The organism is Microbacterium natoriense (assembly GCF_030816295.1).
GTDB classification, from domain to species: Bacteria; Actinomycetota; Actinomycetes; order Actinomycetales; family Microbacteriaceae; genus Microbacterium; species Microbacterium natoriense_A.
Map to the genome: position 1 here is coordinate 848,069 of NZ_JAUSXV010000001.1, position 23,632 is coordinate 871,700.

27 protein-coding genes are annotated in these 23,632 nt (G+C 67.3%); 8 read left to right on the forward strand and 19 right to left on the reverse strand.

Going from position 1 to position 23,632, the window contains the following annotated elements:
- Positions 1–14 precede the first annotated feature (14 nt).
- From QFZ53_RS04030 to QFZ53_RS04040, 3 genes are read right to left on the reverse strand one after another with little or no spacing between them, the layout of a single operon-like run.
- The gene (locus QFZ53_RS04030; protein ID WP_307293779.1) at positions 15–815 is read right to left on the reverse strand and encodes an alpha/beta fold hydrolase; all 801 of its coding nucleotides are present in this window, start codon (positions 813–815) and stop codon (positions 15–17) included.
- Positions 754–1,809 (reverse strand): SDR family oxidoreductase, encoded by a 1,056-nt coding sequence (locus QFZ53_RS04035; protein ID WP_307293782.1) that lies wholly within the window; start codon positions 1,807–1,809, stop codon positions 754–756. The genes QFZ53_RS04030 and QFZ53_RS04035 overlap by 62 nt, the downstream gene beginning before the upstream one ends.
- Complete coding sequence (locus tag QFZ53_RS04040; protein WP_307293785.1) at positions 1,806–2,405, reverse strand: TetR/AcrR family transcriptional regulator; 600 nt, start codon at positions 2,403–2,405, stop codon at positions 1,806–1,808. Before QFZ53_RS04040 ends, QFZ53_RS04035 begins: the two co-directional genes overlap by 4 nt.
- A 164-nt stretch (positions 2,406–2,569) precedes the next feature.
- Between QFZ53_RS04040 and QFZ53_RS04045 the strand changes: the two genes are divergently transcribed.
- Entirely contained in the window at positions 2,570–2,998 is a 429-nt protein-coding gene (locus tag QFZ53_RS04045) for a cupin domain-containing protein (protein ID WP_307293788.1), read from the forward strand.
- 133 nt (positions 2,999–3,131) lie between these two features.
- Here QFZ53_RS04045 and qcrB read toward each other — a convergent pair whose 3' ends face one another.
- From qcrB to QFZ53_RS04080, 7 genes are all read right to left on the reverse strand, one after another.
- Entirely contained in the window at positions 3,132–4,754 is a 1,623-nt protein-coding gene (qcrB, locus tag QFZ53_RS04050; protein WP_307293790.1) for a cytochrome bc1 complex cytochrome b subunit, read from the reverse strand.
- On the reverse strand, positions 4,744–6,105 hold the full coding sequence (locus QFZ53_RS04055) for an NAD(P)/FAD-dependent oxidoreductase (protein ID WP_307293792.1): 1,362 nt from the start codon (positions 6,103–6,105) through the stop codon (positions 4,744–4,746). The genes qcrB and QFZ53_RS04055 overlap by 11 nt, the downstream gene beginning before the upstream one ends.
- A 127-nt stretch (positions 6,106–6,232) precedes the next feature.
- A complete protein-coding gene (locus QFZ53_RS04060; protein WP_307293793.1) occupies positions 6,233–6,988 on the reverse strand; it encodes an SDR family oxidoreductase in 756 nt (251 codons plus the stop codon).
- A gap of 80 nt (positions 6,989–7,068) precedes the next feature.
- Positions 7,069–7,302 carry a hypothetical protein gene (locus tag QFZ53_RS04065; protein ID WP_307293794.1) on the reverse strand — a complete coding sequence of 78 codons (234 nt, stop codon included), beginning with the start codon at positions 7,300–7,302 and terminating at the stop codon, positions 7,069–7,071.
- A 159-nt stretch (positions 7,303–7,461) separates the two neighbouring features.
- Entirely contained in the window at positions 7,462–8,397 is a 936-nt protein-coding gene (locus QFZ53_RS04070; protein WP_307293796.1) for an RNA polymerase sigma-70 factor, read from the reverse strand.
- A 178-nt stretch (positions 8,398–8,575) separates the two neighbouring features.
- Positions 8,576–9,172, reverse strand: coding sequence for a hypothetical protein (locus QFZ53_RS04075; protein ID WP_307293798.1), 597 nt, complete (start codon positions 9,170–9,172; stop codon positions 8,576–8,578).
- On the reverse strand, positions 9,172–9,702 hold the full coding sequence (locus tag QFZ53_RS04080; protein WP_307299352.1) for a carboxymuconolactone decarboxylase family protein: 531 nt from the start codon (positions 9,700–9,702) through the stop codon (positions 9,172–9,174). The genes QFZ53_RS04075 and QFZ53_RS04080 overlap by 1 nt, the downstream gene beginning before the upstream one ends.
- Before the next feature lie 219 nt (positions 9,703–9,921).
- Here QFZ53_RS04080 and QFZ53_RS04085 point away from each other — a divergent pair, with 219 nt between their 5' ends.
- Entirely contained in the window at positions 9,922–10,659 is a 738-nt protein-coding gene (locus QFZ53_RS04085) for an SDR family oxidoreductase (RefSeq protein WP_307293800.1), read from the forward strand.
- Positions 10,660–10,705: 46 nt separating this feature from the next.
- On the opposite strand, the gene QFZ53_RS04090 is transcribed toward QFZ53_RS04085, so the two are convergent.
- The 3 genes from QFZ53_RS04090 to QFZ53_RS04100 all read right to left on the reverse strand — a co-directional run bounded on the left by QFZ53_RS04090 (position 10,706) and on the right by QFZ53_RS04100 (position 13,466).
- Positions 10,706–11,644, reverse strand: a complete 939-nt coding sequence (locus tag QFZ53_RS04090) for an alpha/beta fold hydrolase (protein WP_307293802.1) — start codon at positions 11,642–11,644, stop codon at positions 10,706–10,708.
- A gap of 68 nt (positions 11,645–11,712) precedes the next feature.
- Positions 11,713–12,456: an alpha/beta fold hydrolase gene (locus QFZ53_RS04095; protein ID WP_307293804.1), complete on the reverse strand. Its 744-nt coding sequence runs from the start codon at positions 12,454–12,456 to the stop codon at positions 11,713–11,715.
- A gap of 59 nt (positions 12,457–12,515) precedes the next feature.
- The gene (locus tag QFZ53_RS04100) at positions 12,516–13,466 is read right to left on the reverse strand and encodes an alpha/beta hydrolase (protein ID WP_307293806.1); all 951 of its coding nucleotides are present in this window, start codon (positions 13,464–13,466) and stop codon (positions 12,516–12,518) included.
- Positions 13,467–13,675: 209 nt separating this feature from the next.
- Between QFZ53_RS04100 and QFZ53_RS04105 the strand changes: the two genes are divergently transcribed.
- The 4 genes from QFZ53_RS04105 (at position 13,676) to QFZ53_RS04120 (ending at position 16,819) form a co-directional block, all read left to right on the forward strand.
- A complete protein-coding gene (locus QFZ53_RS04105; protein ID WP_307293807.1) occupies positions 13,676–14,422 on the forward strand; it encodes an SDR family oxidoreductase in 747 nt (248 codons plus the stop codon).
- Positions 14,423–14,504: 82 nt separating this feature from the next.
- A complete protein-coding gene (locus QFZ53_RS04110) occupies positions 14,505–15,260 on the forward strand; it encodes an SDR family oxidoreductase (RefSeq protein ID WP_307293809.1) in 756 nt (251 codons plus the stop codon).
- A 196-nt stretch (positions 15,261–15,456) separates the two neighbouring features.
- Positions 15,457–15,837, forward strand: a complete 381-nt coding sequence (locus tag QFZ53_RS04115) for an ArsR/SmtB family transcription factor (RefSeq protein WP_307293813.1) — start codon at positions 15,457–15,459, stop codon at positions 15,835–15,837.
- A gap of 1 nt (position 15,838) precedes the next feature.
- Complete coding sequence (locus tag QFZ53_RS04120) at positions 15,839–16,819, forward strand: SRPBCC family protein (RefSeq protein ID WP_307293815.1); 981 nt, start codon at positions 15,839–15,841, stop codon at positions 16,817–16,819.
- An 81-nt stretch (positions 16,820–16,900) separates the two neighbouring features.
- On the opposite strand, the gene QFZ53_RS04125 is transcribed toward QFZ53_RS04120, so the two are convergent.
- From QFZ53_RS04125 to QFZ53_RS04145, 5 genes are all read right to left on the reverse strand, one after another.
- Positions 16,901–17,728, reverse strand: a complete 828-nt coding sequence (locus tag QFZ53_RS04125) for a ribonuclease H family protein (RefSeq protein ID WP_307293818.1) — start codon at positions 17,726–17,728, stop codon at positions 16,901–16,903.
- A gap of 167 nt (positions 17,729–17,895) precedes the next feature.
- Entirely contained in the window at positions 17,896–18,561 is a 666-nt protein-coding gene (locus tag QFZ53_RS04130) for a hypothetical protein (RefSeq protein WP_307293821.1), read from the reverse strand.
- 10 nt (positions 18,562–18,571) lie between these two features.
- The gene (locus QFZ53_RS04135) at positions 18,572–18,787 is read right to left on the reverse strand and encodes a hypothetical protein (protein WP_307293824.1); all 216 of its coding nucleotides are present in this window, start codon (positions 18,785–18,787) and stop codon (positions 18,572–18,574) included.
- Positions 18,788–18,839: 52 nt separating this feature from the next.
- Positions 18,840–19,154 (reverse strand): protealysin inhibitor emfourin, encoded by a 315-nt coding sequence (locus tag QFZ53_RS04140; protein ID WP_307293827.1) that lies wholly within the window; start codon positions 19,152–19,154, stop codon positions 18,840–18,842.
- Entirely contained in the window at positions 19,123–20,208 is a 1,086-nt protein-coding gene (locus QFZ53_RS04145) for a M4 family metallopeptidase (RefSeq protein ID WP_307293830.1), read from the reverse strand. The genes QFZ53_RS04140 and QFZ53_RS04145 overlap by 32 nt, the downstream gene beginning before the upstream one ends.
- Positions 20,209–20,356: 148 nt before the next feature.
- Between QFZ53_RS04145 and QFZ53_RS04150 the strand changes: the two genes are divergently transcribed.
- Together QFZ53_RS04150 and QFZ53_RS04155 are read left to right on the forward strand one after the other, a co-directional pair.
- A complete protein-coding gene (locus tag QFZ53_RS04150; RefSeq protein ID WP_307293831.1) occupies positions 20,357–21,538 on the forward strand; it encodes a hypothetical protein in 1,182 nt (393 codons plus the stop codon).
- 57 nt (positions 21,539–21,595) lie between these two features.
- Positions 21,596–22,807, forward strand: coding sequence for a hypothetical protein (locus QFZ53_RS04155; protein WP_307293833.1), 1,212 nt, complete (start codon positions 21,596–21,598; stop codon positions 22,805–22,807).
- A 270-nt stretch (positions 22,808–23,077) separates the two neighbouring features.
- On the opposite strand, the gene QFZ53_RS04160 is transcribed toward QFZ53_RS04155, so the two are convergent.
- Positions 23,078–23,515 (reverse strand): hypothetical protein, encoded by a 438-nt coding sequence (locus tag QFZ53_RS04160; protein WP_307293837.1) that lies wholly within the window; start codon positions 23,513–23,515, stop codon positions 23,078–23,080.
- Positions 23,516–23,632: the final 117 nt, after the last annotated feature.

Sequence of the window (23,632 nt, forward strand, 5' to 3'; positions counted from 1 at the left end):
CACCGCGGCGTTTCTCACTCGACCGACCCTGTGAGCAGCTCGACAAGAGCGTCGCTGTGGGTCAGTTGCGGATGGTGTCCAGCCCCTGCCACGGAGATCAGCTCGACGTTCTGACGTGATGCGAGCTGTGCGAACGCACCGGTGGATAGGGGATCGTCGCTTCCCGTGATGATGCGGATCGGGCCGCGGAATCGCTCGAGCGCTTCTCGCAGCTCGGCTCGCCACTGCGTGGAGCCGGTGCGCGCGAGATGCTCGGCCGCCCTCGTGGCGGTGCGTCGTTGGAGGTCGCCGACGCTGGATTCGAGGGCGGCCGCGCTCGCTTCTGATCCGGTCAGTCGGCGTGACAACCGTGCCGGGTCGGTGTGCCTCAAGTAGGTGCGCACGAGCGGCCGCAGTCCCGCCGAGGCTCCCGCCGGGGCCTGCAGGAAGAACGGTGCGATCAGCGTGAGGGATCTGACCTGCGTCGGGAGTCGATCGGCCGCGACCACTGCCGCGGCCGCCCCGATGGAGTGGCCGATCAGGTCGACAGGCCCGTCGCCCAGCACGGCAGGCAGCCACTGCTCCCAGTCGTGAACGCCTGTTCCGCCGCTGAGGCCGAGTCCGGGAAGGTCGACGGCTCGCGCACGGATGCCCGACGCCACCTCGGCCCAGGTGTCGGCGTTGACCGGCAGGCCGGGAAAGATCACTCGGCTCGATCCGGAGGCGCCGAGTTCGAAAGTCCTCAGACCGCCGACGTCGACGAATCGACGTCCGTCAGTCGTGTCGGCGCCGAATCGGTGCGCGGCCAGGTGGTCGACCCACCGTTCGAGAGACACCCGCACATCGGGCATCCGGATGCCGTGTCTGGAGGCCAGCTCGACGGCGGAGTCTGTCGGATAGCGATCGGCCGACATGAAGGTGAGCGTCTCCGGATCGGCCTTGGTGATCCACTGCGGGAGCCGCTTTGATGACACCGACCGGCATCCGCACCCGCGGAACCCCGGCGCCGAGATGCCGGCCGACGTGCGTGAGAAGGTCGGCCAGCGGCGGCGTGGCGTCGTCGAGGATCCAGTAGGCCTTGCCCGCGGCATCCGGATCGATCGCCGCTGCCGACATGAAGGCCGCCAGATAGTCGACAGTCACGACCGGGAGGAACGTCGTCTCATCTCCGGGCAGGGCGGCCGCAGTGCCGTTCCACATCTGCTCGATCGTGGTGGCCAGCCCGATGTGCTGGTCGGATTCCCCGGTGACGCTGTCGCCGATCACGCTGGACGGATTCACGATGGTCCAGGGGATGCCGCGCTCGAAGGCGCGGGCCTGGAAGATGGCGTCGGATTCGACCTTGGATGCTTCGTAGGCGCCGAGTTCCTTGTAGAGCGCGGTGCGGTGGTCATCTGACCAGGGAACGGTCGCGGGGTCCTGCCCGCCGACTCGGTAACCCGACACGTGGACGACGCGCTGCAGATGGGGGAGGCCCTCGGCGAAGTCCATGACCTTCTCGACGATGCCGACGTTCGCGGTGCGCGCCTCCTGGGCGTTCATCCCGAACCGGTAGGACCCGGCGCAGTTGTGGATCTCGGTGACGGAGGAGAGCGCGGCCGGACCACCGGCGATGATCTCGGGAGCGTCGAAGTCGACGATCGTCGTGCGGATGCTCCGGCTCAGGCCGTGCTCTGTGAGCCATCGCTCGACACGAGCCCCCGACGCGGCGGTCCGGACTGCGACCGTGACGTCTGCGCCGGCCTCGGCAAGAGTCAGGACGAGGTGTCGGCCGACGAGCCCGGAGGCCCCGAAGACCAGGGCGTGCCGGGAGACTTCGTGCGACGTCATCGCGTCTTCTCCGCGGCCTGGCAGCGCTGGTCGATGAGCTCGGCCACGACGTCGGCGGCGGAGAGCAGGGGCTGGGTGCTCTTCATGGCGCGAGAGACGATCACCGCCCCCTCGATCGTCGACACGACGACGGTCGCCAGAGAGCGGGCCTCTGCCGCCTCCAGGCCATTGGCTTCGAGAAGGGCGGTGGTCGGCGTGATCCACGACTCGAACGCGGTCGCGCACGCCTGCCGCAGTCGCTCGCTCTCTGCGCCCATCTCGAGGGTGACGACGGAGACCGGGCAGCCCAGCCGGAAGTCGCTCTCGCCGACGATGGTCGCCAGCGCCTCGACAGCGGCGCGGGCGGCCCCGGCCGCGCTTCCTGCCGATGCTGCCGCCTCGGCGATCAGCGCCTCGAACTGCTTCGCGGCGAGGTCGACGGCGGCGACTCCCAGTCCCTCTTTCCCCTTGGGGAAGTGGAAGTAGATCGACCCCTTCGGCGCGCCAGCGCGTTCGATCACGGCGTTCAGGCCCGTGCCGCTGTAGCCGCTGGTCTGGATGAGCTCGAGCATGGACTCAGCGAGCCGTGCCTTGGTCAGGTCTCCTTTGGATGCCATAGCTCAATAATAGACCGGTCTATATATTTTGCAAATCGACCGGAGAGCGGGCGTGGGTCAGTCCTCGCTGCGCGCCGTCCGTCACGAATCAGGCCGCTCGGCGGTCCTCCTCATAGGGGTACGTCCGTCCCCGATGTGGAGCAAAGAGATCAGGAGTGTCAGACATGCACGACCACAATTCCATCTACGACAACCTCGCACCCGCTCAGCGACCGGCAGTTCACGTCCTGTCATCGGTCGATCTCGCAGCGATCGACGGTGCACGTGACGCGATGACGATCCACGTCACCCTGCCGCCGGCGAGCCCGGGAACGAGGCCTCACCGCCATTCGGGTCCCGCGTTCGGCTATGTGGTCGAAGGCGAACTGCTCTTCGAGCTGGAGGGTGAAGCCCCGCGGGTCGTGAAAGCAGGGGAGACCTTCTGGGAGCCGGGCGGAGACGTGATCCACTACCAGGACGCCAACAACCTCGCTGACGAGTCCACGACCTTCGTGGTCACCATGCTGTGCGTCCCGGGCGAGCCCATGCTCACTCTCGTCTCGGAGCAGGAGCTGAGCAGCCGAAGCGCCCGCCGCGTGCCCGCATCGGCGTGATTTCGTCGGCCGTTTGAAAGTCCGTCCCGTCGAATGAGACCCGCCGTCCGCCATCTCCGGCGCCGCGGTGGGTCTCGTCAGCACCGACTGCGATGAGACCTCCGGTCGGCGTCACGTCTTCGTGCCGTGTGGTTCAGGCTTCTTCCAGTGGCGGAAGTGACGCGGTAGTCGACATCCCGGAGTCTTTCCTCGTGCCTGCCGATGAGATTCGATCGCCGAGCAGGCGCACCGCCAACCAGCCGCGAAGTCGCTCGGCTCGTCGTAGCCGTCCATCTTCATCGGGGCGTGCCTCGACGGCCTGCGCCGGCTTGTGGGCGGCGAGCCTCCATCTCTCATACTCGTCGAGCGGTTGATGCACCTCTATGTACTCTCCACCGGGCATTCGGACGATGCGCCCTGTCTCGTATCCGTGCAGCACGAGGTCGCGGTCCTTGCGCTGCAGCGCGATGCAGACGCGCTGGGTGACGAAGAAGGCTGCCAGAGGTCCGACGAGAAGCGCCACCTGCAGCGTGAGGATCACCGTCTCGAACGACACGTGGAAGAGGAGCGCGATGATGTCGGCGCTGCCTGCTGTCCAGAGGATGCCGTAGAAGATCACGCCGGCGACTCCGATCGACGTGCGGATGGTCGTGTTGCGGGGGCGGTCGAGGATGTGATGATCCACGCTGTCGTGCATGATCCACCCCTCGAGGAACGGGTAGAGGGCGACAACGACGAGGAACGCGCCGACGACCGTCAACGGAACAAGCACAGCGAGTGTCCACGTGCGGTCGAGGAACTCGAACTCCCAGCCGGGGGGTACCAGACGCAGCGCACCGTCAAGGAACCCGGTGTACCAGTCCGGCTGACTTCCTGCGGATGCGTTGCCAGGATCGGCCGGGCCGTAGTTCCATATCGGATTCACGGTGACGAGGGTCGACATGAGAACCAGAAGACCGACGACGACGGCGAACAGTCCTCCTGCCCGTACAGCGGCGTGAGGGAGCAGCGGAATGCCGACGATGTTGTTCTCCTCCCGACCGCCGGCGGCGAACTGGGGAGGCTTGTTCTTGTAGGCGGATCGAGCGCGACCGGCGATGAGCACGAGCATTCCGACAGGGACCACGAGGATGTGAACCAGGTAGAGATTCTCGATGATCCTTCCCGGGAACTCGCCTCCGAAGAGGGCCGTCGACAGCCAGGTTCCGATCACGGGGATGCCGAGGGTGATGCCCTCCACGATGCGGAGCCCCGATCCGGAGAGCATGTCGTCGGGGAGTGCGTATCCGCTCCACCCGCCGGCGAGCACGACGATGAGCAGGAGGAAAAGCATCAGCCAGCTGCCTCGTCGCGGACGGCGGAATCCACCGGTGAAGTACATGACCAGCAATTGGATCAGGACAGATGCGGGAACCATCAAGGCGGCCCAGTGATGGAGCTGCCGAAGAAGCAGTCCGCCGGGCACCTCGAACGACACCCGCATGACGGAATCGAAGGCCCGCGAGACCGTGACGCCGCCTAAGGGCACGTGCGGGCCGCGGTACACGACAGCCTCGCTGGACGGCACGTAGACGACCATGAGCACGACGCCGGTGACGAAGAGCACCGCGACGCCGGCGATCGTGATGACGCCGAAGAGGTTCGTCCAGTGCAGCGGGATGGAGCGCCCACGCAGTTCCTGCCGCACGGACGCCACCGCAGCACCCATGCGGGTACTGCGGAGACGATCCGACACGCGATCCGTGAACGATCCCGTGCGGCGTCGATCAACTGGCATGCCGTGCCTCGTCAGGTACACGATCCGAAAGGCGGATGATCGGCGGAACGGCCTCGAGGAATGCTGCCCGAGGCTGCTGAACCGATTGGAGAGAGACGATGTCACGGCCGAAGAGGAACGCGACGACCCACAGCGCCAGCACACGGGACTTGCGCTCCCACGTAGGAACAGCAAGAACGTGATAGCCGCGGTGCATCAGCCACGCCAGGAGTCCCTTGATGACGATGCCCTTGTACTGGAAGACGCCGTGTCCGAGACCGAGGGTAGCGACGACGCCCAGGCTGTGGTGCGCATACTCGCGGGGCAGCTCTCCCCGGAGGGCCGCGGCGATGTTCTTGGCGAGCAGGCGACCCTGCCGGACGGCATGCTGCGCGTTCGGTACCGTGCGCGCTCCCGCGATCGGCGAGGTCAGGTCGGGGATGGCCGCGTTGTCGCCGGCGGCCCACGCGTCTTCGACGATCCTGTCGGCGGTGCCGATCCGGAGATCCGGCCGGGTGATCAGAAGTCCCCGGGCGTCGATCGGCAGGTCCGTGTGCGAGGCGACGACCGGGTTCGACGCGTTGCCGGCAGCCCAGACCAAGATGTTCGAGGCGTACCGCTCACCGGTGGACAGCCTCACCTCGCCACCGGTGGCCGACACGAGCTGAGTGTTGAGATGCACGATCCCACCGCGCTGCGTCAGATGCTCGACGACCCACCGGCCGGGCTCGTCCGTCACCTCGGGAAGGATCCGCTCGTTGGCTTCGACCAGATGGAAGCTCAGCTCAGAGAAGCGGAGTTCTGGATAGGACTTCAGCAGCGACGACGCGAGAGCCAGCATCTCGCCGAAAGCCTCCACCCCGGAGAATCCGCCGCCGACGACCGTAGCCGTGAGGAGTCGCCGGCGCTCGGGCCCAGGAGGGAGAGCCGCTGCTGCTTCGAACGCGGTCAGCAACTGGTCGCGCACTGCGACGGCTTCCTCGACGGTCTTCAATCCGATGGCATGCTCCGAGATGCCGTCGATCGGGAAGACCCGGGACACGGCCCCCGCTGTCACCACGATGATGTCGTAGTCCCGCCTCTGTGAGGAGCCATCCGGCATCTCGACGAGCACGTGCTTCTCGGCGTGCGAGATCGACGTGACACGGCCCGGAATCACTGTGGTCCGCCTCAGATGGCTGCGTAGAGAGACGGCGACGTGCCGCGCTTCGACAGATCCTGCCACCACCTCGGGAAGGAACGGCTGATAGGTCATATACGGCCGCGGCTCGACGAGAGTGATGCGAGCCTGCTTGTCGCGAAGCCGCTTCTCCAGGTTCCACGCCGTATAGAAACCGGCGTAACCGCCACCGACGATGAGGATGTTCTTCATCAGTTCCGTCTCCATTCCCTCACCAATAAGACCCCGTAGCGGTGTGGATTGTGACAGGTGTCGTGAGTTCGTCGACCTCGTCGAGAATGGAGGGTGTGAGGAGTGATCACTCCTCACACCCTGACTCTTACTTCTTGGCCTGCGAGGCGAGCCACTCGTCGAGCGTCGTCGACGCGAGCTGCGCGCCTTCGACCGGGAGAAGCGTCGACTGCTCGATCTTCGCGCCGAAGTACTGCGCGTCGGGGGTGGTCGTCACCGAGCGCTGATCGCCTGCTGCGGCGAACGTCCGCTTGATGAACTCCTCGATCGAGAACGTCTCCGGCCCGGCGACCTCGACGGGGCCGTTGGCGGGTTCCCCGGCTGCAGCGCGGCCCACAGCGGTCGCGACATCCTCCGCCGCGATCGGCTGGATCAGGGCGTCGGCGACGCGGATCTCCTCCCCCTGCATGGAAGTGAAGACGATCGCCGGAGCGAACTCGAAGAACTGCGTGGCGTGAAGCAGGGTGTAGGGCACACCGGAGTCCGCGATCAGCTTCTCCTGAGCAGCCTTGCCGTGGAAGTAGCTGATGTCCTGCGGCCGGTTGGTTCCGACCACGGTGAGCGCCACGTGATGCTTGACTCCCGCTTCCTTCTCCGCAGCGAGCTGGTTCTTCGTGGACGTCGTGAAGAAGTCCATCACCACGTCCGGAGCATACGAGGGCGCCTGTGTCGTGTCGACGACCACGTCGGCTCCCACGAGCGCCTTCGCGAGTCCCTCACCGGTCATCGTGTCGACGCCGGTCTTGCGCGACGCGGCTACCGCATCGTGTCCGTGCGCGATGAGCTTCTCCACGACGCGGGAGCCGACATGTCCGGTGCCGCCGATAACTACGATCTTTGCCATTTTCGGATACCTTCCGTCTTTGAGACGTCGACGTGACGTCCCGAAGGGGTGACCGGTGACCGAGGTCGGGTGTGACGGTGTCATCGATTCCAGTGGCGGAGTTTCTCCGGGTTGCACACCACCCACACGGTGGCCATTCGTCCTGAGCGGAAGTCGGCCGTGATGACTCCGACGACCCGGTCATCCCGAACCAGGGTGATGCCGGGGACGCTGTTGATAGAGGCCAACGCCGCGGTGGTTCCTTCAGTCATCAACGCCACCAGTTCCGACGACGCGGCAGAGCGCCCGCTGAGAGGGATCGATGCGGTGTCCACGTGCCCTCCGCTGTCTATGACCAATGTCACGGCCCGATGAAGGAGGCCACGAATCGCTTCGTCGTCCTTCGTCGCCATCGCCTTCGAGAGCTCTGCGATGATCTCCTCGTCGGCACCACGATGTGCCCGGCGCGACCACGCGCGGGTAACGCCTGGAGGTCATGCGCTGACCGCGGCGACGTTCCGCAATTTCTCGGGGCTCATCACCCAGAGAAGTTGCAGGATGCCGTCACTCGACGGTGTCACGGTCACCACGGTGGTGACCTGCCCGTCTTCCGTGAGGGTTGCGGCGGGCTGCCCGTTGACCTCGACCCAGTCGATTCTCTTGTTCGTCCAGAAGTGGTGCGCGAACGCGGAGACGAACTTCGCCACCCGCCCGCGCCCGCTCACCGGGATGCGTGCGGCCTGCTTCACCCCGTTGCCATCCGTGTAGCTCACGACGTCGGCAGCGAAGAGCGACTCGAGCTCGCGGACATCCCCCTTCTGGGCAGCAGTCAGGAAAGCCGCCAGAAGACGTCTTTGCGCTGCGGGATCCACCGTCGCCTGCTTTGCGGACGCGAGGTGTGCGCGTGCTCGGCTGACCAGCTGTCGTGCGCTGGCCGGGCTGGATGAGACCACCTCGGCGATGCGCGGGTAGGGGTAGTCGAATGCCTCGCGAAGGATGTACGCCGCCCGCTCGGTCGGTGTCAGCTTCTCCAGCGTGAGCAGGATCGCGAAATGCAGAGCTTCGGCGCGCTCCGCTCCGAGAGCGGGGTCGTCCTCCGTGTTCACAGGCTCAGGGAGCCACGGGCCGATGTACGTCTCACGGCGCACGCGGGAAGACTGGAGGACGTTGATCGACAGCCGCGTCACGATCGTGGTGAGAAAGGCGATCGGTTCCTGTACCTTCGAGCGATCCGTGTTCTGCCAGCGGATCCAGGTCTCCTGGACGATGTCATCGGCATCGGCAACGGTGCCGAGCATCCGATAGGCGATGCCGAACAGACGTCGGCGGTGCGCGTCGAATGTCGTCAGCGCGTCCTCCAGCTCGGTGCACACACCACTATGTTCGTCGGTCTTCTCGCGTTCGTCCACGTCGACGTCTTCAGCGCCCACGGGAGACCCTGCTTCCGTCTTCCTGACCCGTCCCATCCGACACCACGATCCGCATCGTCGCCCGCTCCGTTCTGAACGACTTCGGTCCACGCAGATGCCGTCCTCTAAGGGTGACCGCGCAGGAGCCCGATCTGTGACGGGTCCAGGCGAAGACGTCTGACGGCGAGCAGCTTCTTCGTCAGTCCGGGTAGGCCGCCCGTATGCGGCGTCGTTCGTACATCAGAGTCGCGGTCAGCAGCGCCGCTCCGACGACCACCCCGGCGATCTGGGCGAGGAGTGGCTGCGCGCCCCCTCCGAAGATCAGGAGGAGCGCGACGAGCGCTCCCCCGAGCACCGAGTTCACCGTTCCGATCATGCTCGCCATCGTGAACAGGAATGACGAACGCGAGTAGCGCACACCCAGCTCCCCGGTGCGCGGGTTGTCGAGGGAGATCAGATCCGGACCTGACGGATGCAGGCTGACGAAGTGCTCCCGGATCCGCACCATGCGCCGGCGCACCGTGATGTTCTCGACGCTGGTGTCGACCAGGCGCACGACGGTGAACCAGCCGAGCATGAAGATCGTAGGGAAGACCGTGACCGTGAGGACCGCCAGCAGTGCGGGCGACCTGCCCGCGAAGCCGATGGCCACCAGTCCGCTTGACAGCGTCGACAGGTAGATCGTGCTGCGCGTTCCCGCCTCTGCGATCGTCGAGCTCGCGACCGATTGCAGCACGAACAGCTCGGTCCCGATCGCACTGTTCAATGCGGCCGCGCCGGGTTCCGCATCGGCCATCAGCGGGCCTCGTTTCCGCTTCGACGCTCCGGGGCCACCTCGTAGTGACTGGTGATGGCGACTCGGTTGAAGGCGTTGATGATGATGGCCAGCCACCTCACCGCGGCGTGCTGCTCGACCGAGAGTGCGCCGGTTGCGTCGCGCTGCGCTGCGCGCCCGGCCTGTTCGTCGGCGATGAGCGTCACGTGCTCGGTGACCGCGAGCGCGGCCTTCTCCACCGGGGTGAAGTAGTCGGTGTCCCGCCACGCGCTCAGAACGGCGAGGCGGTCGGATGTCTCCCCCGCGAGGAGAGCGTCGCGCGTGTGCATCCGCAGGCAGAACGCGCAGCCGTTCAGCTGAGACGCGCGGACGCGAATCAGCTCGATGATGCGCTGGTCGAGGCCCGCCTGCACTGCCGCAGCAGTGGCCTCCTTGCCTGCTGACAGGAGCGCCTTGTACACGGCGGGTGCGGCGTGGTCGAGGTGCGCGGGAGGGAGCCCGGGCTCGGCCGGGAGATCCGCGATCGTTTCCTGCTGCCCGATGGTCGACATGTTCACCTTTCGAATCTGAGGCGCGCCTGACATTCTCAGCGCCGTTCACTTCGTTGACCGGGAGGAAGCCCCCGTTGTGACGAGCGTCACAGGCGCAACAGGGGGCTGCCGCTCGATCGGCCTGTCACACCGCAGCGGTTCTCGCTGTCACATTGGTGGCGCCCTACGAGCTCCGGTGGAGCCACCTCCGGTCGCGGCGCCATGATCAGGGGAAAGCGCATGAATCGGAAACTGGAAAGCAAAGTCGTACTCGTCACCGGAGCGTCATCCGGAATCGGACGCGCCACCGCTCTGGCCCTCTCCACAGCTGGTGCACTCGTCGTCGCCGCGGGACGCCGAACGGAGAATCTGCAGGAGCTGGTCGAGGAAGCTCCCGGCGAGATGCTGGCGGTGGAGCTCGATGTCACCGACAGGGAATCCGTGGACCGGGCGGTGGCGGCAGCCGTCGAACGTTTCGGTCGGCTCGACGCACTCGTGAACAACGCCGGGCTGATGTTGGCAGGAATGGTCGTGGGCGCGAACACGGACGAATGGGTGCGCATGGTGGAGACGAACCTGTTGGGATCGATGTTCGTGGCCCACGCCGCTCTCCCTCACCTCGTCGAAACGCACGGCGCGTTCGTTCAGGTGTCATCCACCTCGGGGCGAATCGCGTCTGCGGGCGCCGCCGTGTACTCGGCGACCAAGTTCGGGATCACCGCATTCGCGGAAGCGGTCCGACAGGAGGTCACGAGTCGCGGCGTCCGAGTCGTCGTGGTGGAGCCGGGCTTCGTCGAGACGGAGCTCACCGACCACACCACAGACCCCGTCATGAGGGATGCCGCCGATCAGATCGGGCGGTCGATGCGCACACTACAGCCGGAGGACATCGCGGACGCGATCGTCTTCGCGCTCACCCAGCCGGAGCACGTCTCCATCAACGAGCTCTTGGTTCGCCCGACCGATCAGGTCCACTGATCGCTCGGTGGTGCACCGTCTAGGTGTTCGACGGTGCACCACCGTGTCACGGTGTGCCGGCTCCGTCCCCTGGAGGTTCCGCGACATCCGCGACAGCCTGGGCGAAGGCGTGCGGTGCCTCGGCCGGCAGATGGTGACCCGCATGGCGGACCTGACGATGCTCGCGGGGGCCTGAGAACAGATGCGCATGCTGTGACCCGTCCGTCGCCGGGAAGTTCCCATCCGCCGTCCCATCGAGCGTGATCGTGGGAACGCTGATCGTCGGGGCAAGAGCCAGACGCTCCTCGAGTTCGTCGTAGATCTCCGCTCCTGGCGCCAGGCCCAGTCGGTGACGGTACGAGTGGATGACGACCTCGACGTAGTCGGGATTGTCGAATGCGCGGGCGACGCGGTTCAGTTGCGCGTCGCTGAACGCCCATTCCGGCGAGTTCCTCCGCCAGATCACCTCGGCGATGTCTCGCCTGTTGGCATCGAGGCCGCGACGACCTCGGTCGGTGGCGAAGTACCAGAAGTACCAGAACCCGGCCTCCAGGTCAGGGCGTATCGGTGATTGCGAGTCGGCGATGTTCTGGATGAGGTAGCCGTTGACCGAGACGAGTCCGGAGATCCGCTCCGGCCACAGGGCGGCGACGACGCATGCCGCCCGCCCGCCCCAGTCGTATCCGGCGAGGACCGGCTCGTCCAGATCCAGAGCGTCGATGAACGTCAGAAGGTCCGATCCCAATGCGGCTTGCTGACCCGTGCGAGCGGTTCGGTCATCCCGGAACCGCGTGGGGCCGTGCCCGCGCAGATACGGCACGACGACTCGATAGCCGGCGTCGACGAGCATCGGCGCGACCTCGGCGTAGCTGTGCACGTCGTAGGGATAGCCGTGCAGGAGCACGACGGGGTCTGCAGACGGGTCGCCGAGATCGAAGTAGGCGACGGACAGGTCGCCCGCGTCGATCTGCTGGGCAGTGAGGAAGGGCGAGGATGCAGAGGTCATGATGATCCTTCACGTCGATGGTGTGGCGCCCCGCACCGCGCGAGCAGTGCGGGACGCCACGGTCTGGGTCAGGCCATGGTTGACGTGACGCCGGCGACGTACGCCTTGCCGGCGGACGCGATCACTTCGGCGACGACCTCGGGGTGCGACACCAGGGCGGCGTGGGAGGCACCCTCGATCTCCCGCGTTCCGCGGGAAGCGGCGCGCTCTGCGCCCGCGCGGAACACCGCCACCGGGATGTTCAGGTCATGGTCGCCGAAGACGTGCCATGACGGGATGTCCTTCCACGCCGGCCGCGTGGTGGGCAGACCGTCCGTGAGTGCGGCCTCGGTGACCGGTCGCTGAGTCGCGGCCATGAGGACGACGGTCTCCTCAGTCACGTCCGCAGCGAACTGGTGGTGGAATGCGTCCGGACGGATGGCGAACTCGTTTCCGCCTGTGGAGACGGGGTGCACCAGCAGCGTCTCGCCGAGTGTGCTCCCGGGGGCGCTGTTCGACAGATCGAAGGCGCTCTCGCCGGTCTCGGGGACGAACGCTGATACGTAGACGAGGCCGACGACAGCCGTGTTGGCGGACGCTGCCTCCGTGATCACGAGACCGCCGTAGGAGTGCCCGACGAGTACGACAGGCCCCGCGATGGAGGAGATGACGTCGCGCACGTACGCGGCATCGCCGGTCAGGCTGCGCAGCGGGTTGGCGACGGCGACCACCTTCACACCGTGGGTCTGCAGCTGCGCGATGACGGCATTCCAGGATGCAGACTCTGCAAACGCTCCGTGGACGAGGACGATGGTGGGTTTCTCGGGGGTCATGATGTCTCTTCTCTCTAGATGTTGCGCTGCTGGGGGGCTTCGGATGTGAGGACGGGCGACTACGCGGCTGCGAGTGCCTTGCGGAGAATGTGGATCGCCTGTTCGATCGCGGCAGTGCTGGCAGCGGAGCTGCGCAGCGGGTTGAGCATCATGAAGTCGTGGATGGTGCCGTCGTAGCGGACGAGCGTCGTACGCACGCCTGCTTCGATGAGCTTCCGCCCGTACGCTTCGCCCTCGTCGCGAAGGACGTCGTTCTCGTCGACGACGAGGAACGTCTCCGGCAGACCCGCCAGCTCGTCGATCGACGCTCTGAGTGGGGACGCGCTGACATCGGTGCGAGCGTCGACGTCAGGAAGGTAGCTGTCCCAGAACCAGGCCATCGCGTCGGCGCGAAGGTGGAACCCTTCTGCGAACTCCCGGTAGCTCTCCGTGTCCTGACCGGCGTCGGTCACCGGGTAGTACAGCGACTGGTGGACGAAGGTGACGTCGCCGCGACGCTTCGCGAGAATCGCGACGACGGCTGCCATGTTCCCGCCGACGGAGTCACCGGCGATGGCGAGACGAGAAGCGTCCAGACCTTTCGACGCGCCGTCGTTCGTGATCCAGCGTGCCGTCGCGTACACCTGTTCGACAGCCACGGGGTGATGGGCTTCCGGCGAGCGGTCGTACTCGACGAAGACGACCGCCGCATCGGCGCCGGCCGCAAGCTCGCGCACGAGACGGTCGTGGGTGCCGGCATCGCCCAGCACCCATCCACCACCGTGGACGTAGAGCACGACCGGCAGCTCGCCGCTGGAACCCGCAGGCTTCACGATGCGGACCCGCACGTCTCCGACCTCCGCCGGGACAGTGATCCACTCATCGACGACATCGGACTCTGCGATCGGCGCTCCCTGGACGTCGTCGAGGAGCTTTCGCGCGCCCTCGACACCGAGGTCGGCGAGGAACGGAGGCGTCGATGTCGCGTCGGCGAAGGCTTGCGCCTCCGGCTCCAGAACGTGGTCGGTCATGACAGGGTCCTTTCAGATGTGCGGTGAGCCGTTCTCGACCGTCACCGGTTCTGCAGCCCATGCAAGAAAGGACCAGATGAACTCAGTGATTGTGACAACCCTGCGGATGAGCGGTCTTCTCGCCGTTTTGCGTCACAACCTCCGTGTGCGCCCGGTCAATTCATGTACGGGCGGCCATACGCGACGGCCCCAGCTGACGAAGGAGCATCATGAAAATCACGGTCATCGGTGGAACCGGACTGATCGGCGCCAAGCTCACCCGCGCTCTCGACGATGCCGGCCACGAAGTTCTCGTCGGGGCACGCGCGACCGGCGTGAACTCGTACACCGGCGAAGGGCTGGAGGAGGCGCTGACCGGTGCGGACGTGCTCGTCGACGTGTCGAACTCCTCGTACACCGACGAAGAGGCCGCCCGTGACTTCTTCTACACCTCGACCATGAATCTGCTCAGCTACGGCCGAGCGGTCGGAGTCCCGCATCATGTCGCGCTCTCGGTTGTCGGAACGGACAGGCTTGCGCGCGCTGAAGGAGGGTACTTCGCAGCGAAAGAGCAGCAGGAGCGGTTGATCATCGAGTCCCAGCAGCCGTACTCACTGGTGCACGCAACGCAGTTCTTCGAGTTCATCCGAAACATCACCGACAACGCCACGCACGGCGGGAAAGTTCGCGTCGCGGACGTGCTCCTACAGCCCATGGCGGCAGCAGACGTCGCCGGTGCCGTCGCCGAGGTCGCCCTCGGTCGACCGCTGTACGGCATGGTCGAGTTCGCGGGCCCGGAGGTCTTCAGCCTCGAGCAGCTGGCGGTTCAAGATCTGCGTTTCCGCCAGGATGAGCGGGAGGTGACTGCAGACCCTCTCGGCACCTATTTCGGGGCACATCTTCAGAGCCGCGACCTGCTCCCCGAGGCGACGGCGAGGATCGCTCCGACGAGGTACCACGACTGGCGGAGCAACTGACGAACGTCTGTCACATCCAACACCCCTGTCTGGTCACTACTTATGGGCACGCCTACCTGTGCCCACGAGAGGAAGGCATGAAATGGCAAAGATCGTCGTCATCGGAGGCACAGGCCTCATCGGATCCAAGGTCGTCTCGAAGCTGAACGCGCACGGCCACGAGGCCATCGCGGCGTCGCCGAACACCGGCGTCAACACGCTGACCGGAGAGGGCGTCGCGGAAGTCCTCACGGGCGCCGACACGGTCGTCGACGTGTCCAACTCGCCGTCCTTCGCGCCGGATGACGTCATGGAGTTCTTCACCACGTCGACGAGCAATCTGCTGCGCGCAGAGGCGGCGGCCGGCGTGAAGCACCACGTCGCTCTCACGATCGTCGGCACGAACAGGCCCCAGAGCATCCCGTATTTCGCGGCGAAGGTCGCTCAGGAAAAGCTGATCCGCGACTCGGGAATCGGATACTCACTGGTCCACGCCACGCAGTTCTTCGAGTTCGTCGGCAGCATCGCCGACATCTCGACCGAAGACGACACAGTCCGGCTTCCCGGCGGCCTGGTTCAGCCCATCGCCGCGGAAGACGTCGCGACGGCCGTCGCGCGCACGGCTGCGGGCGCGCCCCAGGGCGACATCGAGATCGCGGGACCCGAGGCCTTCGGCATGGACGAGTTCATTCGTCGCGGCCTCACCTTCCGCAAGGACCCTCGAGTCGTCGTGCGCGACGACAGCGCTCCGTACTACGGCGCGCAGATCGAAGAGCGCACTCTTCTCCCTGTCGAGGGCGCTCAGATCTTCGAGACGCGCTTCGAGGACTGGCTGCCGCTCAACCCGCCCCGCAAGTAGTAGGACGGGACGTCACCTCACCCCGTCTCCCTGACGCCGCTCGGCCCTTTACGATCCACGCTCCTCACGGAGTGCAGATCGTAGGGGGCTGAGCTTTTCTCGTTGAAGTCTTGCCGCAGCGCCGGTTCGTTCGCTTCACAGTGCTCCCGAACGAACCTCTTGACACGGCATCCGATCGGGCATAACGTACAACCAAATGGTTGTACAAAGAGAACTCAGTGAAGCGGAGGTCGACCGTGTCTTTCACGCACTGGCGACGTCTACCCGGCGCGACATCCTGCGTCGGACGATCGAGCGTGAGCAGTCCGTCTCGGACCTCGCCTCCGAATACGACATGTCGTTCGCGGCTGTGCAGAAGCACGTGGCAGTGCTCGAGGCTGCGGACCTCATCATCAAGCGCGCAGAGGGACGCGAGCGGCTCGTCCGCGCGAACCCCGAGATGATCGCCCGCGCCAGGGCGCTCCTCGCCCGATACGAAGAGCTGTGGCGGTCGCGCATCGCCCGACTCGACGATCTGCTGGCCGAGACGGCATCCACCCAGAACAAGAACAACGAACCGAACGAACAGGGAGACTGACATGCCCGTCACCGACGTCACTACCGACCCCGAGAACCTGACGATGACCATCGTCGCCGAGTTCGCCGCACCCGTGGAGCGCGTGTGGAGCGCGTACAGCGATCCGCGCCAGCTCGAGCGCTTCTGGGGTCCTCCCGGGTGGCCGGCGACGTTCACCGCCTGGGACCACACGGTCGGCGGGCGGGCGTACTACACGCTCAACGGCCCGCGCGGAGAGAGCTCTTCGGGTTCGTGGGAGTTCCTCTCGATCGACGGGCCGCACAGCTTCGAGGTGCTCGACTCGTTCGTCGACGCCGAGGGCAAGCCGCTCGCAGGCTTCGCGCCGATGCGGATGAAGCTGTCGTTCGAGCCGACGGACGACGGCACGCGGATGATCGGCGAAAGCCACTTCGACTCTGCTGAGGCGCTCGAACAGGTCGTCGCGATGGGCGTCGTCGAGGGCACCAAGATGGCGATGGCTCAGCTCGACGCCGTGCTGCAGGACCTCCGCGAGTTCGCGCAGGGCAAGGGCACCCAGGTCGAGCTTCTCGACGACATCCACGTGCGCATCACGCGTCTCGTCGACGGGCCGCGCGAGCTTGTGTGGCGCGCGTACAACGAGGAGGCGCTGATGCGGCAGTGGATGCTCGGTCCCGACGGATGGGAGATGACCGAGTGCGTCGTCGCCATCGAGCCTGGCGGCTCGCACCGCACCTCGTGGGCGCCGGTCGGAGACACCGAGGGCGAGCCCTTCGGATTCGAGGGTGAGGTGCTGCTGGTCGATGCGCCGCGCCGCGCCGTCACCACCGAGCGGATGATCGGCACCGAAGGCCCGGAGACGCTGAACGACCTCAACCTCTACGAGGAGGACGGCGCGACCCTCATCACGCTGCTCATCGAGTACCCCGACAAGGAGACCCGCGACATGATACTCGCGACCGGCATGGCCGAGGGCATGGAGGCGTCGTACGCCCGACTGGAGAGCACGCTGCTCAAGGTCTGAGCGTTCACCGCTCCTGAAGAACGGGCCGGATCCTGCGGGATCCGGCCCGTTCTGCGTCGATCGGGGAAGTGGGCTCGACCGTCAGATCAAGCGACGCAGGGCCTCTTCGAGGGTGACGCCCTGGGCCTCGGCGAGGTCGGTGAGACGCGCGTGCTCGTCGCCGCTCAGCGTGATGCGCAGTTCGATCGGGTCGTCGGCGGGTGCGTCGTCGAGACCGTCGAACAGGTCGGATGCCTCGGCCCACAGCGGCTCGGCGAGCGATGCCGCTGCGGCGGATGCCGATGGGTCGCTGAGCTTGTCGAAGCGTCCTGCGGTGGGCCCTTCGACAGGCTCAGGGACCCAGGGAGTGCCGGGCCCGTCGGCGGGCGCTGCGCCCCAGGCATCGTCCCCACGGGCGCCCGCTGCGATCGGCGCCGAACCGGCGACCGCGGCCCCGGCATCCGTCGCCTGCGTGAAACCGGGACCCCGCCGCGGCTCCTGCTTCGCCTGATACGCCTTCGCGGCGGCGTTGGCGCGCTGGTCGGCGGCCTCGTTGAGCGGGTGACCGGCATGACCCTTGACCCAAGAGAACTCGACATCGCGCCCTCGCATCGCCTCATCGAGCGCCTCCATGAGGTCGCGGTTGAGCACCGGCCCGCCGTCGGACTTGCGCCAGCCCTTGCGTTTCCAACCAGGCATCCACTTGGTGACCGAGTCGATCACGTACTTGCTGTCGCACTCGATCAGGAGCTTCTCGTCTGTGCCCGCGGTCGCCCGCAGCAGCTCGAGCACGGCCTGCAGCTCTCCTTGGTTGTTCGTGCCGTGCGGAGATCCGCCGGCCGCCCAGTTCTCGTCGTCGATGTACCAAGCCCAGCCGTTGGGACCGGGATTGCCCAGGGCGGAGCCGTCTGCGGCGGCGGTGATCGTCATCCCTCCACCGTAGCCGGGGCCGGCGACGCCATCCGTCGCCTCATGCGCGCTCCAAACTCGGCGACGTGCGCTTCCCTCGGCGAGAATCCACGGATTCGACCGAGTGGGATGCGCAATTCCGAGGGGAGGGCGCATCGGGCGGATGCCGGGGGCCGAAGGCGTCGTGCTCAGCCCGCCAGCCGCGCATCGGCCGCAGCCAGACCACGGTGCATCTCTGCGCGCTCCTCCTCGGGCCACGGACCGGAGTACGCCAGCGGGATCTCGGTCATGAAGCGCCGCTGGTCTTCGGGAATGCGCGCGACCACGGCATCCGGGTCCGAGCCGGCAGTCGCATAGAGACTCGGGCCGTCGGCGTAGTAGGGGTCGGTGAGCACGAGCCGGCCGTCAGTACCGCGCATCACATTCGCCGGGTTCGCATCGAGAGGGCCGCACCACGGCAGCTCCTCGATCGCTCGGGTGTGGATGCTGCGCACGCTCTCCGCGAGAACCGCCACCTCCGGGGCGCTCGCGTCGATCGCCTCGAGGAAGGCCACGGCATCGGTCTCTTGCGTCGGACTCAGCCACTCCATGACGAGAAGGTCACCTCCTCCGCCGAGACGCCGGTGCGCGAAGCGCACCGGCACCTGGCGCGTGGGTGCGGCGCGACGGTACAGCTCGGCCGTGTAGGGGCCGGTGGGGTCGAACGGGCTGATCCGCGCGACCGCCGACCCGTCGGGGGAGCGGAGAGCGATCGCCCAATCGCCCGCCCCGCACGGAGTCCAGCCCGCGGCGAGGTGAGCCTGTTCGGCGGCGCGATGATCGGCCTCCGCGCCGAGCGCGATGACGAGCGGCATCAGGGTCGGATCACTCTTCGGGCTCGCCGGTCTCCGTGCCTTCGGTGTCCTGCAGCACCGGTGCGACCGGGAACACGATCGAAGTGATCGGATTGCCGAGGCCGAGCGCGAGCGAATCGACGCTCGGCACCTCGTCGAGAAGGTCGGCCTCACTGCGAGCGAGCGGCTCGGAGGGCAGAACCCACTGGTTCTCCTCTTCTTCGGAGCGTTGCTGGAAAAGTCCCATGTCCCCATTGTGCGCCGGTCGGGGCGTCAGGGGCGAGACTCATCGGAAGCTGTCAGGAGCGGGAGGCGGCCCGCACGGCGTCGACCAGCTCGCGCCACGGGCCGTCGAGGGCGCCGTCGGGCAGTTCGTGCTCTCGGCGCTCCGCGGGAGTACGAGCGCGGATGCTCCACACGAATCGGTCTGCACCCGTGCCGTCGGGCGTCGGCTCATCCCACGGGCATGAGTCGATCAGCGCGATCCAGTCGCCGGCCTCTTCGGGGGGAGCCTCGACCCGCCAGCGACGCCGGATGCCCGCGATGCCGCCGGTGCGCACCACCGCGATCACGACATGCGCATCATCGCGTTCGGGTGGACGGGCCTCGCTCATCCTTCAAGAGTCCCACGGTCGTCCACGCGCGTCGAGCGGCTGCTTCGACGACTGTCGCGTCGGTCTCGCGATCGAGAGCGGATGCCGCGACGATCGTTGCCTCGGCGAACTCCGCGAACGTGGCGGTGCTCGACAGGCCACCGGTGAGGGCGCGGTACCAGACCAGCCCCGCGCGCTCCCAGGCGTTGCCGCCGAGGTCTGTCGCGAACAGGGCGAAAGCGCGATTCGGGATGCCGGAGTTGATGTGCACCCCGCCGTTGTCTTCGGTGGTGCGGACGAACCCGTCCATGTGATCGGGCTGCGGGTCCTTGCCGAGCTCGTCGTCGTCGTAGGCGGTGCCCGGATGCAGCATCGAGCGCAGGGCCTCGCCCTGAACGGCATCCGTGAAGATCTCGGCCCCGATCAGCCAGCTCGCCTCGTTCGCCGATTGCCCGAGCAGGTACTGCTCGGTGAGCGCGCCGAACACGTCGGCGATCGATTCGTTCAGAGCGCCGGGCTGGCCCTGATACTCGAGGTTCGCTGTGTGCTGCACGACGCCGTGCGCGAGCTCGTGCCCGATGACCGTGGTCGAGGCGGTGAAGCCGGTGAAGACCTCGCCGTCGCCATCGCCGAACACCATGCGCTCGCCGTCCCAGAAGGCGTTGTCATAGTCGACGCCGTAGTGCACGGAGGCGTTGAGCGGGGCGCCGGCGTCATCGAGGGAGTTGCGGTGGAAGGCGGAGAGCAGCATCTCGAACGTGGCGCCGAGACCGTCGAACGCCTGGTTCACCGCGTCGTCGGCGACGGGGCCGTCGTCTTCGGAGCGCACGACGATCCCCGGAAGCTTCTGTGTGTTGCCCGCGTCGCTGATCGTGCGATTGGGCGCGTCGGACAGCTGCGCGACCAGGTCGCCGTTCTCGTCGATGGACAGATCGAGGCGCGCGCGGAACGGCGGTCGCCCTGCCGTCAGCGTCTGCCGAGCGGCGGCCGCGGCTCCCGGGAACCTTCCCGATTCGGCCAGGCGCGCAAGCAGATAGGAGGGGATGATTCCGGGGGATCCTGCGTGGCTGCTCATGCCTCGACGATACGCCGGGCCGCCGACGTTCGCGCCTGCGGCCACGCGGGCATCCCTCGACGGGCAGCGACCTCAGAGCCCGGCGAAAGAGGCGAAGAACATGCTTCTGATTTGATATTGAGAATCGTTATCAATAAAGTGGCGTCCTGTGACCACGACCTTCCGCCGCCGCGCCGCGGCGCTCCTCGCGACCACGTTCCTCGCCTGCGCCGTGGTCGGGTGCGCGGCATCCGAAAGGCCGGAGATCGCCGCGACCGCACTCGACGGCGACGGCGTTGACGGCGGCGGAGCGGCAGAGGTCGCCGAGCCGGCGCGAGCGCTGATCATCGCGGACGAGCGCGGCGGGCTCACCCTCCTCGACCTCGCCACCGAAGATAGCCAGGTCATCGCCGAAGCGCAGTCCGAGCGGGTCGCAGACGTCGAGGGGACCGGACGCTTCATCTACGTCGTGCGCGAGGGCGCCGTCGAGGTCGTCGACTCGGGGCGGTGGACCATGCCGCACGGCGATCATTCGCACTACTTCCGCGGTGAACCGCGAACCGTCGGGGCGGTCGACGGCGACGGTCAGGCGCTCATCGGGGTCGGTGCGGATGCGACCGTCATCCGCTTCGAGGACGAGGCGGCCGTCCTCGAGCACGAGCCGCTGGGCGAGGGCGCCGTCGATCCGGCACGCTCCGCGATCGACGGCGGGGGACCGGCGATCGTCGTCGCCGGTCACCTTCTCACCGCGACGGATGCCGGAATCGCAGGGGTCGACGCCTCCACTGTTCCGTGCCAGGCGGCGAGCGACGTCGACCTCACGCGCGTCGGGACGGTGTTCGCGTGCGCCGAAGGCGCCGTGCTCGTCAGCCGCGAGGTCGACGGCACGGTGTCATCCGAGTCGATCCCCTACCCGGCAGGCGTCGCCGCCCCTGCGCTCACGCTGTCAGGGAGACCCGACCGGCCCGATCTCGCCGGCGTCTCGGTCGATGGCGGCGCCTGGCTGCTCGATGTGCGCGAGCGCGCCTGGACTCTTCTCCCCTCGGACGTGCCCCTCGTCGACGCTGCCGCGATCGGCGACGATGACGCGCGCACCGCCGTGATCGCATCCGACGGGTCCGTGCGGATTCTCGCCGCCGACGGGGCCGTGCTCGCCCGCACCGATCCGCTCCTCGCCGATGCCCTCGCGGACCCCGCGCTGAGCGAGCGGCTGCAGCTGCTCGTCGACGGCGATCACGCCTACGTCTCCGATCCCGCCACGGGGTCCGTGCACGAGATCGACCTCGACGACGGCTTGGTCACCCGCACGTTCGCTGACCTGCACCCCTGGGCCGTCGAGCTCGTCGGCTGACGGACACACGCAGCCCCAGAAGCATCCCCGAAAGCACCAAGAGAAAGAGAGAACATCATGTTCCGTCCTGTCCGACATCGTCTCGCGGCCGGCGCCGGCGTCGCGCTCGCTGCGGTGACCCTCGCAGGATGCGCGGGCGCCAGCGCCCCGGCATCCGCGCCCGCCCCTGAATCCGAGAGCGCCGCCCTCGATGGCGGCACTCGAGTCGCGATCGCCTACGACGGCGGAGTCCTCGTGCTCGACGGCGAGACCCTCGAGCCGGTGGGCGAGGCCGACCTGCCCGGCTACCTCCGCGTGAGCACTGCGGGCGACGCCGACGGACACGTCTTCGTCACCACCGACGGCGGATTCCACGTGCTCGACACGGGTATCGCGTCGGGAGAGGTCGCGTTCACCGGCGAGGTTTTCGACGCTGCGACGCCCGGACACGTCACCCCCCACGCCGGGCGCACCGCGCTCTTCGACGACGCCACCGGCGACGTGCGCATCTTCGACACCGACGCGATCGGCACCGGCGAACTCCCCCCGTTCGACACACTGTCCTCTGACGCAGCGCATCACGGTGTCGCGATCGAGCTGTCCGACGGCACCAGCCTGTCGACCATCGGCACCTCCGAGTCGCGCAGCGGTGTGCGCCACCTCGACGCCGACGGCACCGAGGTCGCGCGCAACGAGACCTGCCCCGCCGTGCACGGCGAGGGCGCGGTGAAGGACGAGGCCGTCGTGTTCGGCTGCGAAGACGGCGTGCTGCTGTTCTCGGACGGAGCGTTCACCAAGCTCGACGCCCCCGACGAGTTCGGCCGCACCGGCAACGCCTACGTGACCGACACGAGCCCCATCGCGGTCGGCGACTACAAGACCGACCCCGACGCCGAGGGCTACCTGCTCTCAGCGCTGACGCTCGTCGACACCGAGGCGCAGACCCTGTCGGTCGTCCAGCTCCCCGAGGGCGTCGAGTACACCTGGCGCGGAGTCGGCCGCGACGAGCACGACGGCATCGTGCTGCTCAGCGCCGACGGTTCGCTGTACTCGCTCGACGAGACCGGCGCCGTGCAGGATTCCTGGCCTGTCATCGAGCCGTGGGAGAGCCCGGTGGAGTGGCAGAACCCGCACCCTGGGCTGAAGGTCGTCGGCGACATCGCGTACGTGAGCGAGCCGGCGGCGAACAGCATCCACGCCGTCGACCTGCACTCCGGCGAGATCATCGCCTCGCAGGAGCTCGACGAGGTGCCCGGCGAGTTCGTCGTGGTCGGAGCGGTCGAGCACTGAGGTGAGCGCATGAGGCGGGTCCGGTTCCCCCGGGCCCGTCTTCGGCGTGCCGGGGGCGCTGCTCGCCGAGCATTCCGGTCGCAGTTCGTGCCGGGTGGGCGGCTGCGCGCGGCGTTCCGGTCGCACTTGGTGCCGCCGGAATCGATCCGAGGCGGCACGAATCGCGACCGGAAGCGAACGACGGATTCCGGAGGCAGCGCGAACTGCAACCGGAACGGGACGGCGGATGCTCGGGCGGGAGCCTGCGGCCGGCCGCGGATGCGGCCCGGGTCAGTCATACTCGACACCGACCACGGTCGTGCGGACTCCGCCCGACTCGTATTGCACCGGCATCCCGGGGTGGGCGACCGAGAACCAGAAGGTGCCGTCCTCGGTGTCGTAGCGAAGGCACTCGACCTCGCCGAGCGGGATCGACAGGGTCTCGCTCGAGACCGAGGTCGTCTCGGCGTCGAACGCTGCGTGCTGCTGCAGCTCGAGCCAGGTCACCTGGTTCGCCGACAGGTCGGATCGGTCGTCGTTCGACCAGCGCTCGAGCGTGGCGCCCTCGGCATCCGTCTCGCTGAACCTGTTGTATCGGGACGATGCCGTTCCATCAGGGAGGTCGATGCGGATGCTGATGGTCTTGCCTCGTCCGGTCGCATCGCGGATCTCGGCTGCCGTGAACGGAGTCGGCAGAAGCCCCGGGCCGAGGATGTGCGGGTCGATCATGCGACCATTGTCCACCCGCGCCCGCGCGACGCTGCTCCCTGCATGTTCGGGAGGAGTTCTCGCGTTCGGGAGGAGGCGCGCGAGGCATTCCTCAGCCCGAGCGAGCGTTCGCCGCCC

Coding starts and splice junctions, on each gene's coding strand:
- QFZ53_RS04110 (WP_307293809.1), top strand. CDS start 14,505: ATGGCAAAGATCGTCGTCATCGGAGGCACAGGCCTCATCGGATCCAAG.
- QFZ53_RS04040 (WP_307293785.1), bottom strand. CDS start 2,405: ATGGCATCCAAAGGAGACCTGACCAAGGCACGGCTCGCTGAGTCCATG.
- QFZ53_RS04060 (WP_307293793.1), bottom strand. CDS start 6,988: ATGGCAAAGATCGTAGTTATCGGCGGCACCGGACATGTCGGCTCCCGC.
- QFZ53_RS04090 (WP_307293802.1), bottom strand. CDS start 11,644: ATGACCTCTGCATCCTCGCCCTTCCTCACTGCCCAGCAGATCGACGCG.
- QFZ53_RS04095 (WP_307293804.1), bottom strand. CDS start 12,456: ATGACCCCCGAGAAACCCACCATCGTCCTCGTCCACGGAGCGTTTGCA.
- QFZ53_RS04075 (WP_307293798.1), bottom strand. CDS start 9,172: ATGGCCGATGCGGAACCCGGCGCGGCCGCATTGAACAGTGCGATCGGG.
- QFZ53_RS04140 (WP_307293827.1), bottom strand. CDS start 19,154: ATGAGCGAGGCCCGTCCACCCGAACGCGATGATGCGCATGTCGTGATC.
- QFZ53_RS04130 (WP_307293821.1), bottom strand. CDS start 18,561: ATGCCGCTCGTCATCGCGCTCGGCGCGGAGGCCGATCATCGCGCCGCC.
- QFZ53_RS04045 (WP_307293788.1), top strand. CDS start 2,570: ATGCACGACCACAATTCCATCTACGACAACCTCGCACCCGCTCAGCGA.
- QFZ53_RS04160 (WP_307293837.1), bottom strand. CDS start 23,515: ATGATCGACCCGCACATCCTCGGCCCGGGGCTTCTGCCGACTCCGTTC.
- QFZ53_RS04145 (WP_307293830.1), bottom strand. CDS start 20,208: ATGAGCAGCCACGCAGGATCCCCCGGAATCATCCCCTCCTATCTGCTT.
- QFZ53_RS04155 (WP_307293833.1), top strand. CDS start 21,596: ATGTTCCGTCCTGTCCGACATCGTCTCGCGGCCGGCGCCGGCGTCGCG.
- QFZ53_RS04125 (WP_307293818.1), bottom strand. CDS start 17,728: ATGACGATCACCGCCGCCGCAGACGGCTCCGCCCTGGGCAATCCCGGT.
- qcrB (WP_307293790.1), bottom strand. CDS start 4,754: ATGCCAGTTGATCGACGCCGCACGGGATCGTTCACGGATCGCGTGTCG.
- QFZ53_RS04085 (WP_307293800.1), top strand. CDS start 9,922: ATGAATCGGAAACTGGAAAGCAAAGTCGTACTCGTCACCGGAGCGTCA.
- QFZ53_RS04115 (WP_307293813.1), top strand. CDS start 15,457: ATGGTTGTACAAAGAGAACTCAGTGAAGCGGAGGTCGACCGTGTCTTT.
- QFZ53_RS04080 (WP_307299352.1), bottom strand. CDS start 9,702: ATGTCGACCATCGGGCAGCAGGAAACGATCGCGGATCTCCCGGCCGAG.
- QFZ53_RS04105 (WP_307293807.1), top strand. CDS start 13,676: ATGAAAATCACGGTCATCGGTGGAACCGGACTGATCGGCGCCAAGCTC.
- QFZ53_RS04035 (WP_307293782.1), bottom strand. CDS start 1,809: ATGACGTCGCACGAAGTCTCCCGGCACGCCCTGGTCTTCGGGGCCTCC.
- QFZ53_RS04135 (WP_307293824.1), bottom strand. CDS start 18,787: ATGGGACTTTTCCAGCAACGCTCCGAAGAAGAGGAGAACCAGTGGGTT.
- QFZ53_RS04120 (WP_307293815.1), top strand. CDS start 15,839: ATGCCCGTCACCGACGTCACTACCGACCCCGAGAACCTGACGATGACC.
- QFZ53_RS04100 (WP_307293806.1), bottom strand. CDS start 13,466: ATGACCGACCACGTTCTGGAGCCGGAGGCGCAAGCCTTCGCCGACGCG.
- QFZ53_RS04055 (WP_307293792.1), bottom strand. CDS start 6,105: ATGAAGAACATCCTCATCGTCGGTGGCGGTTACGCCGGTTTCTATACG.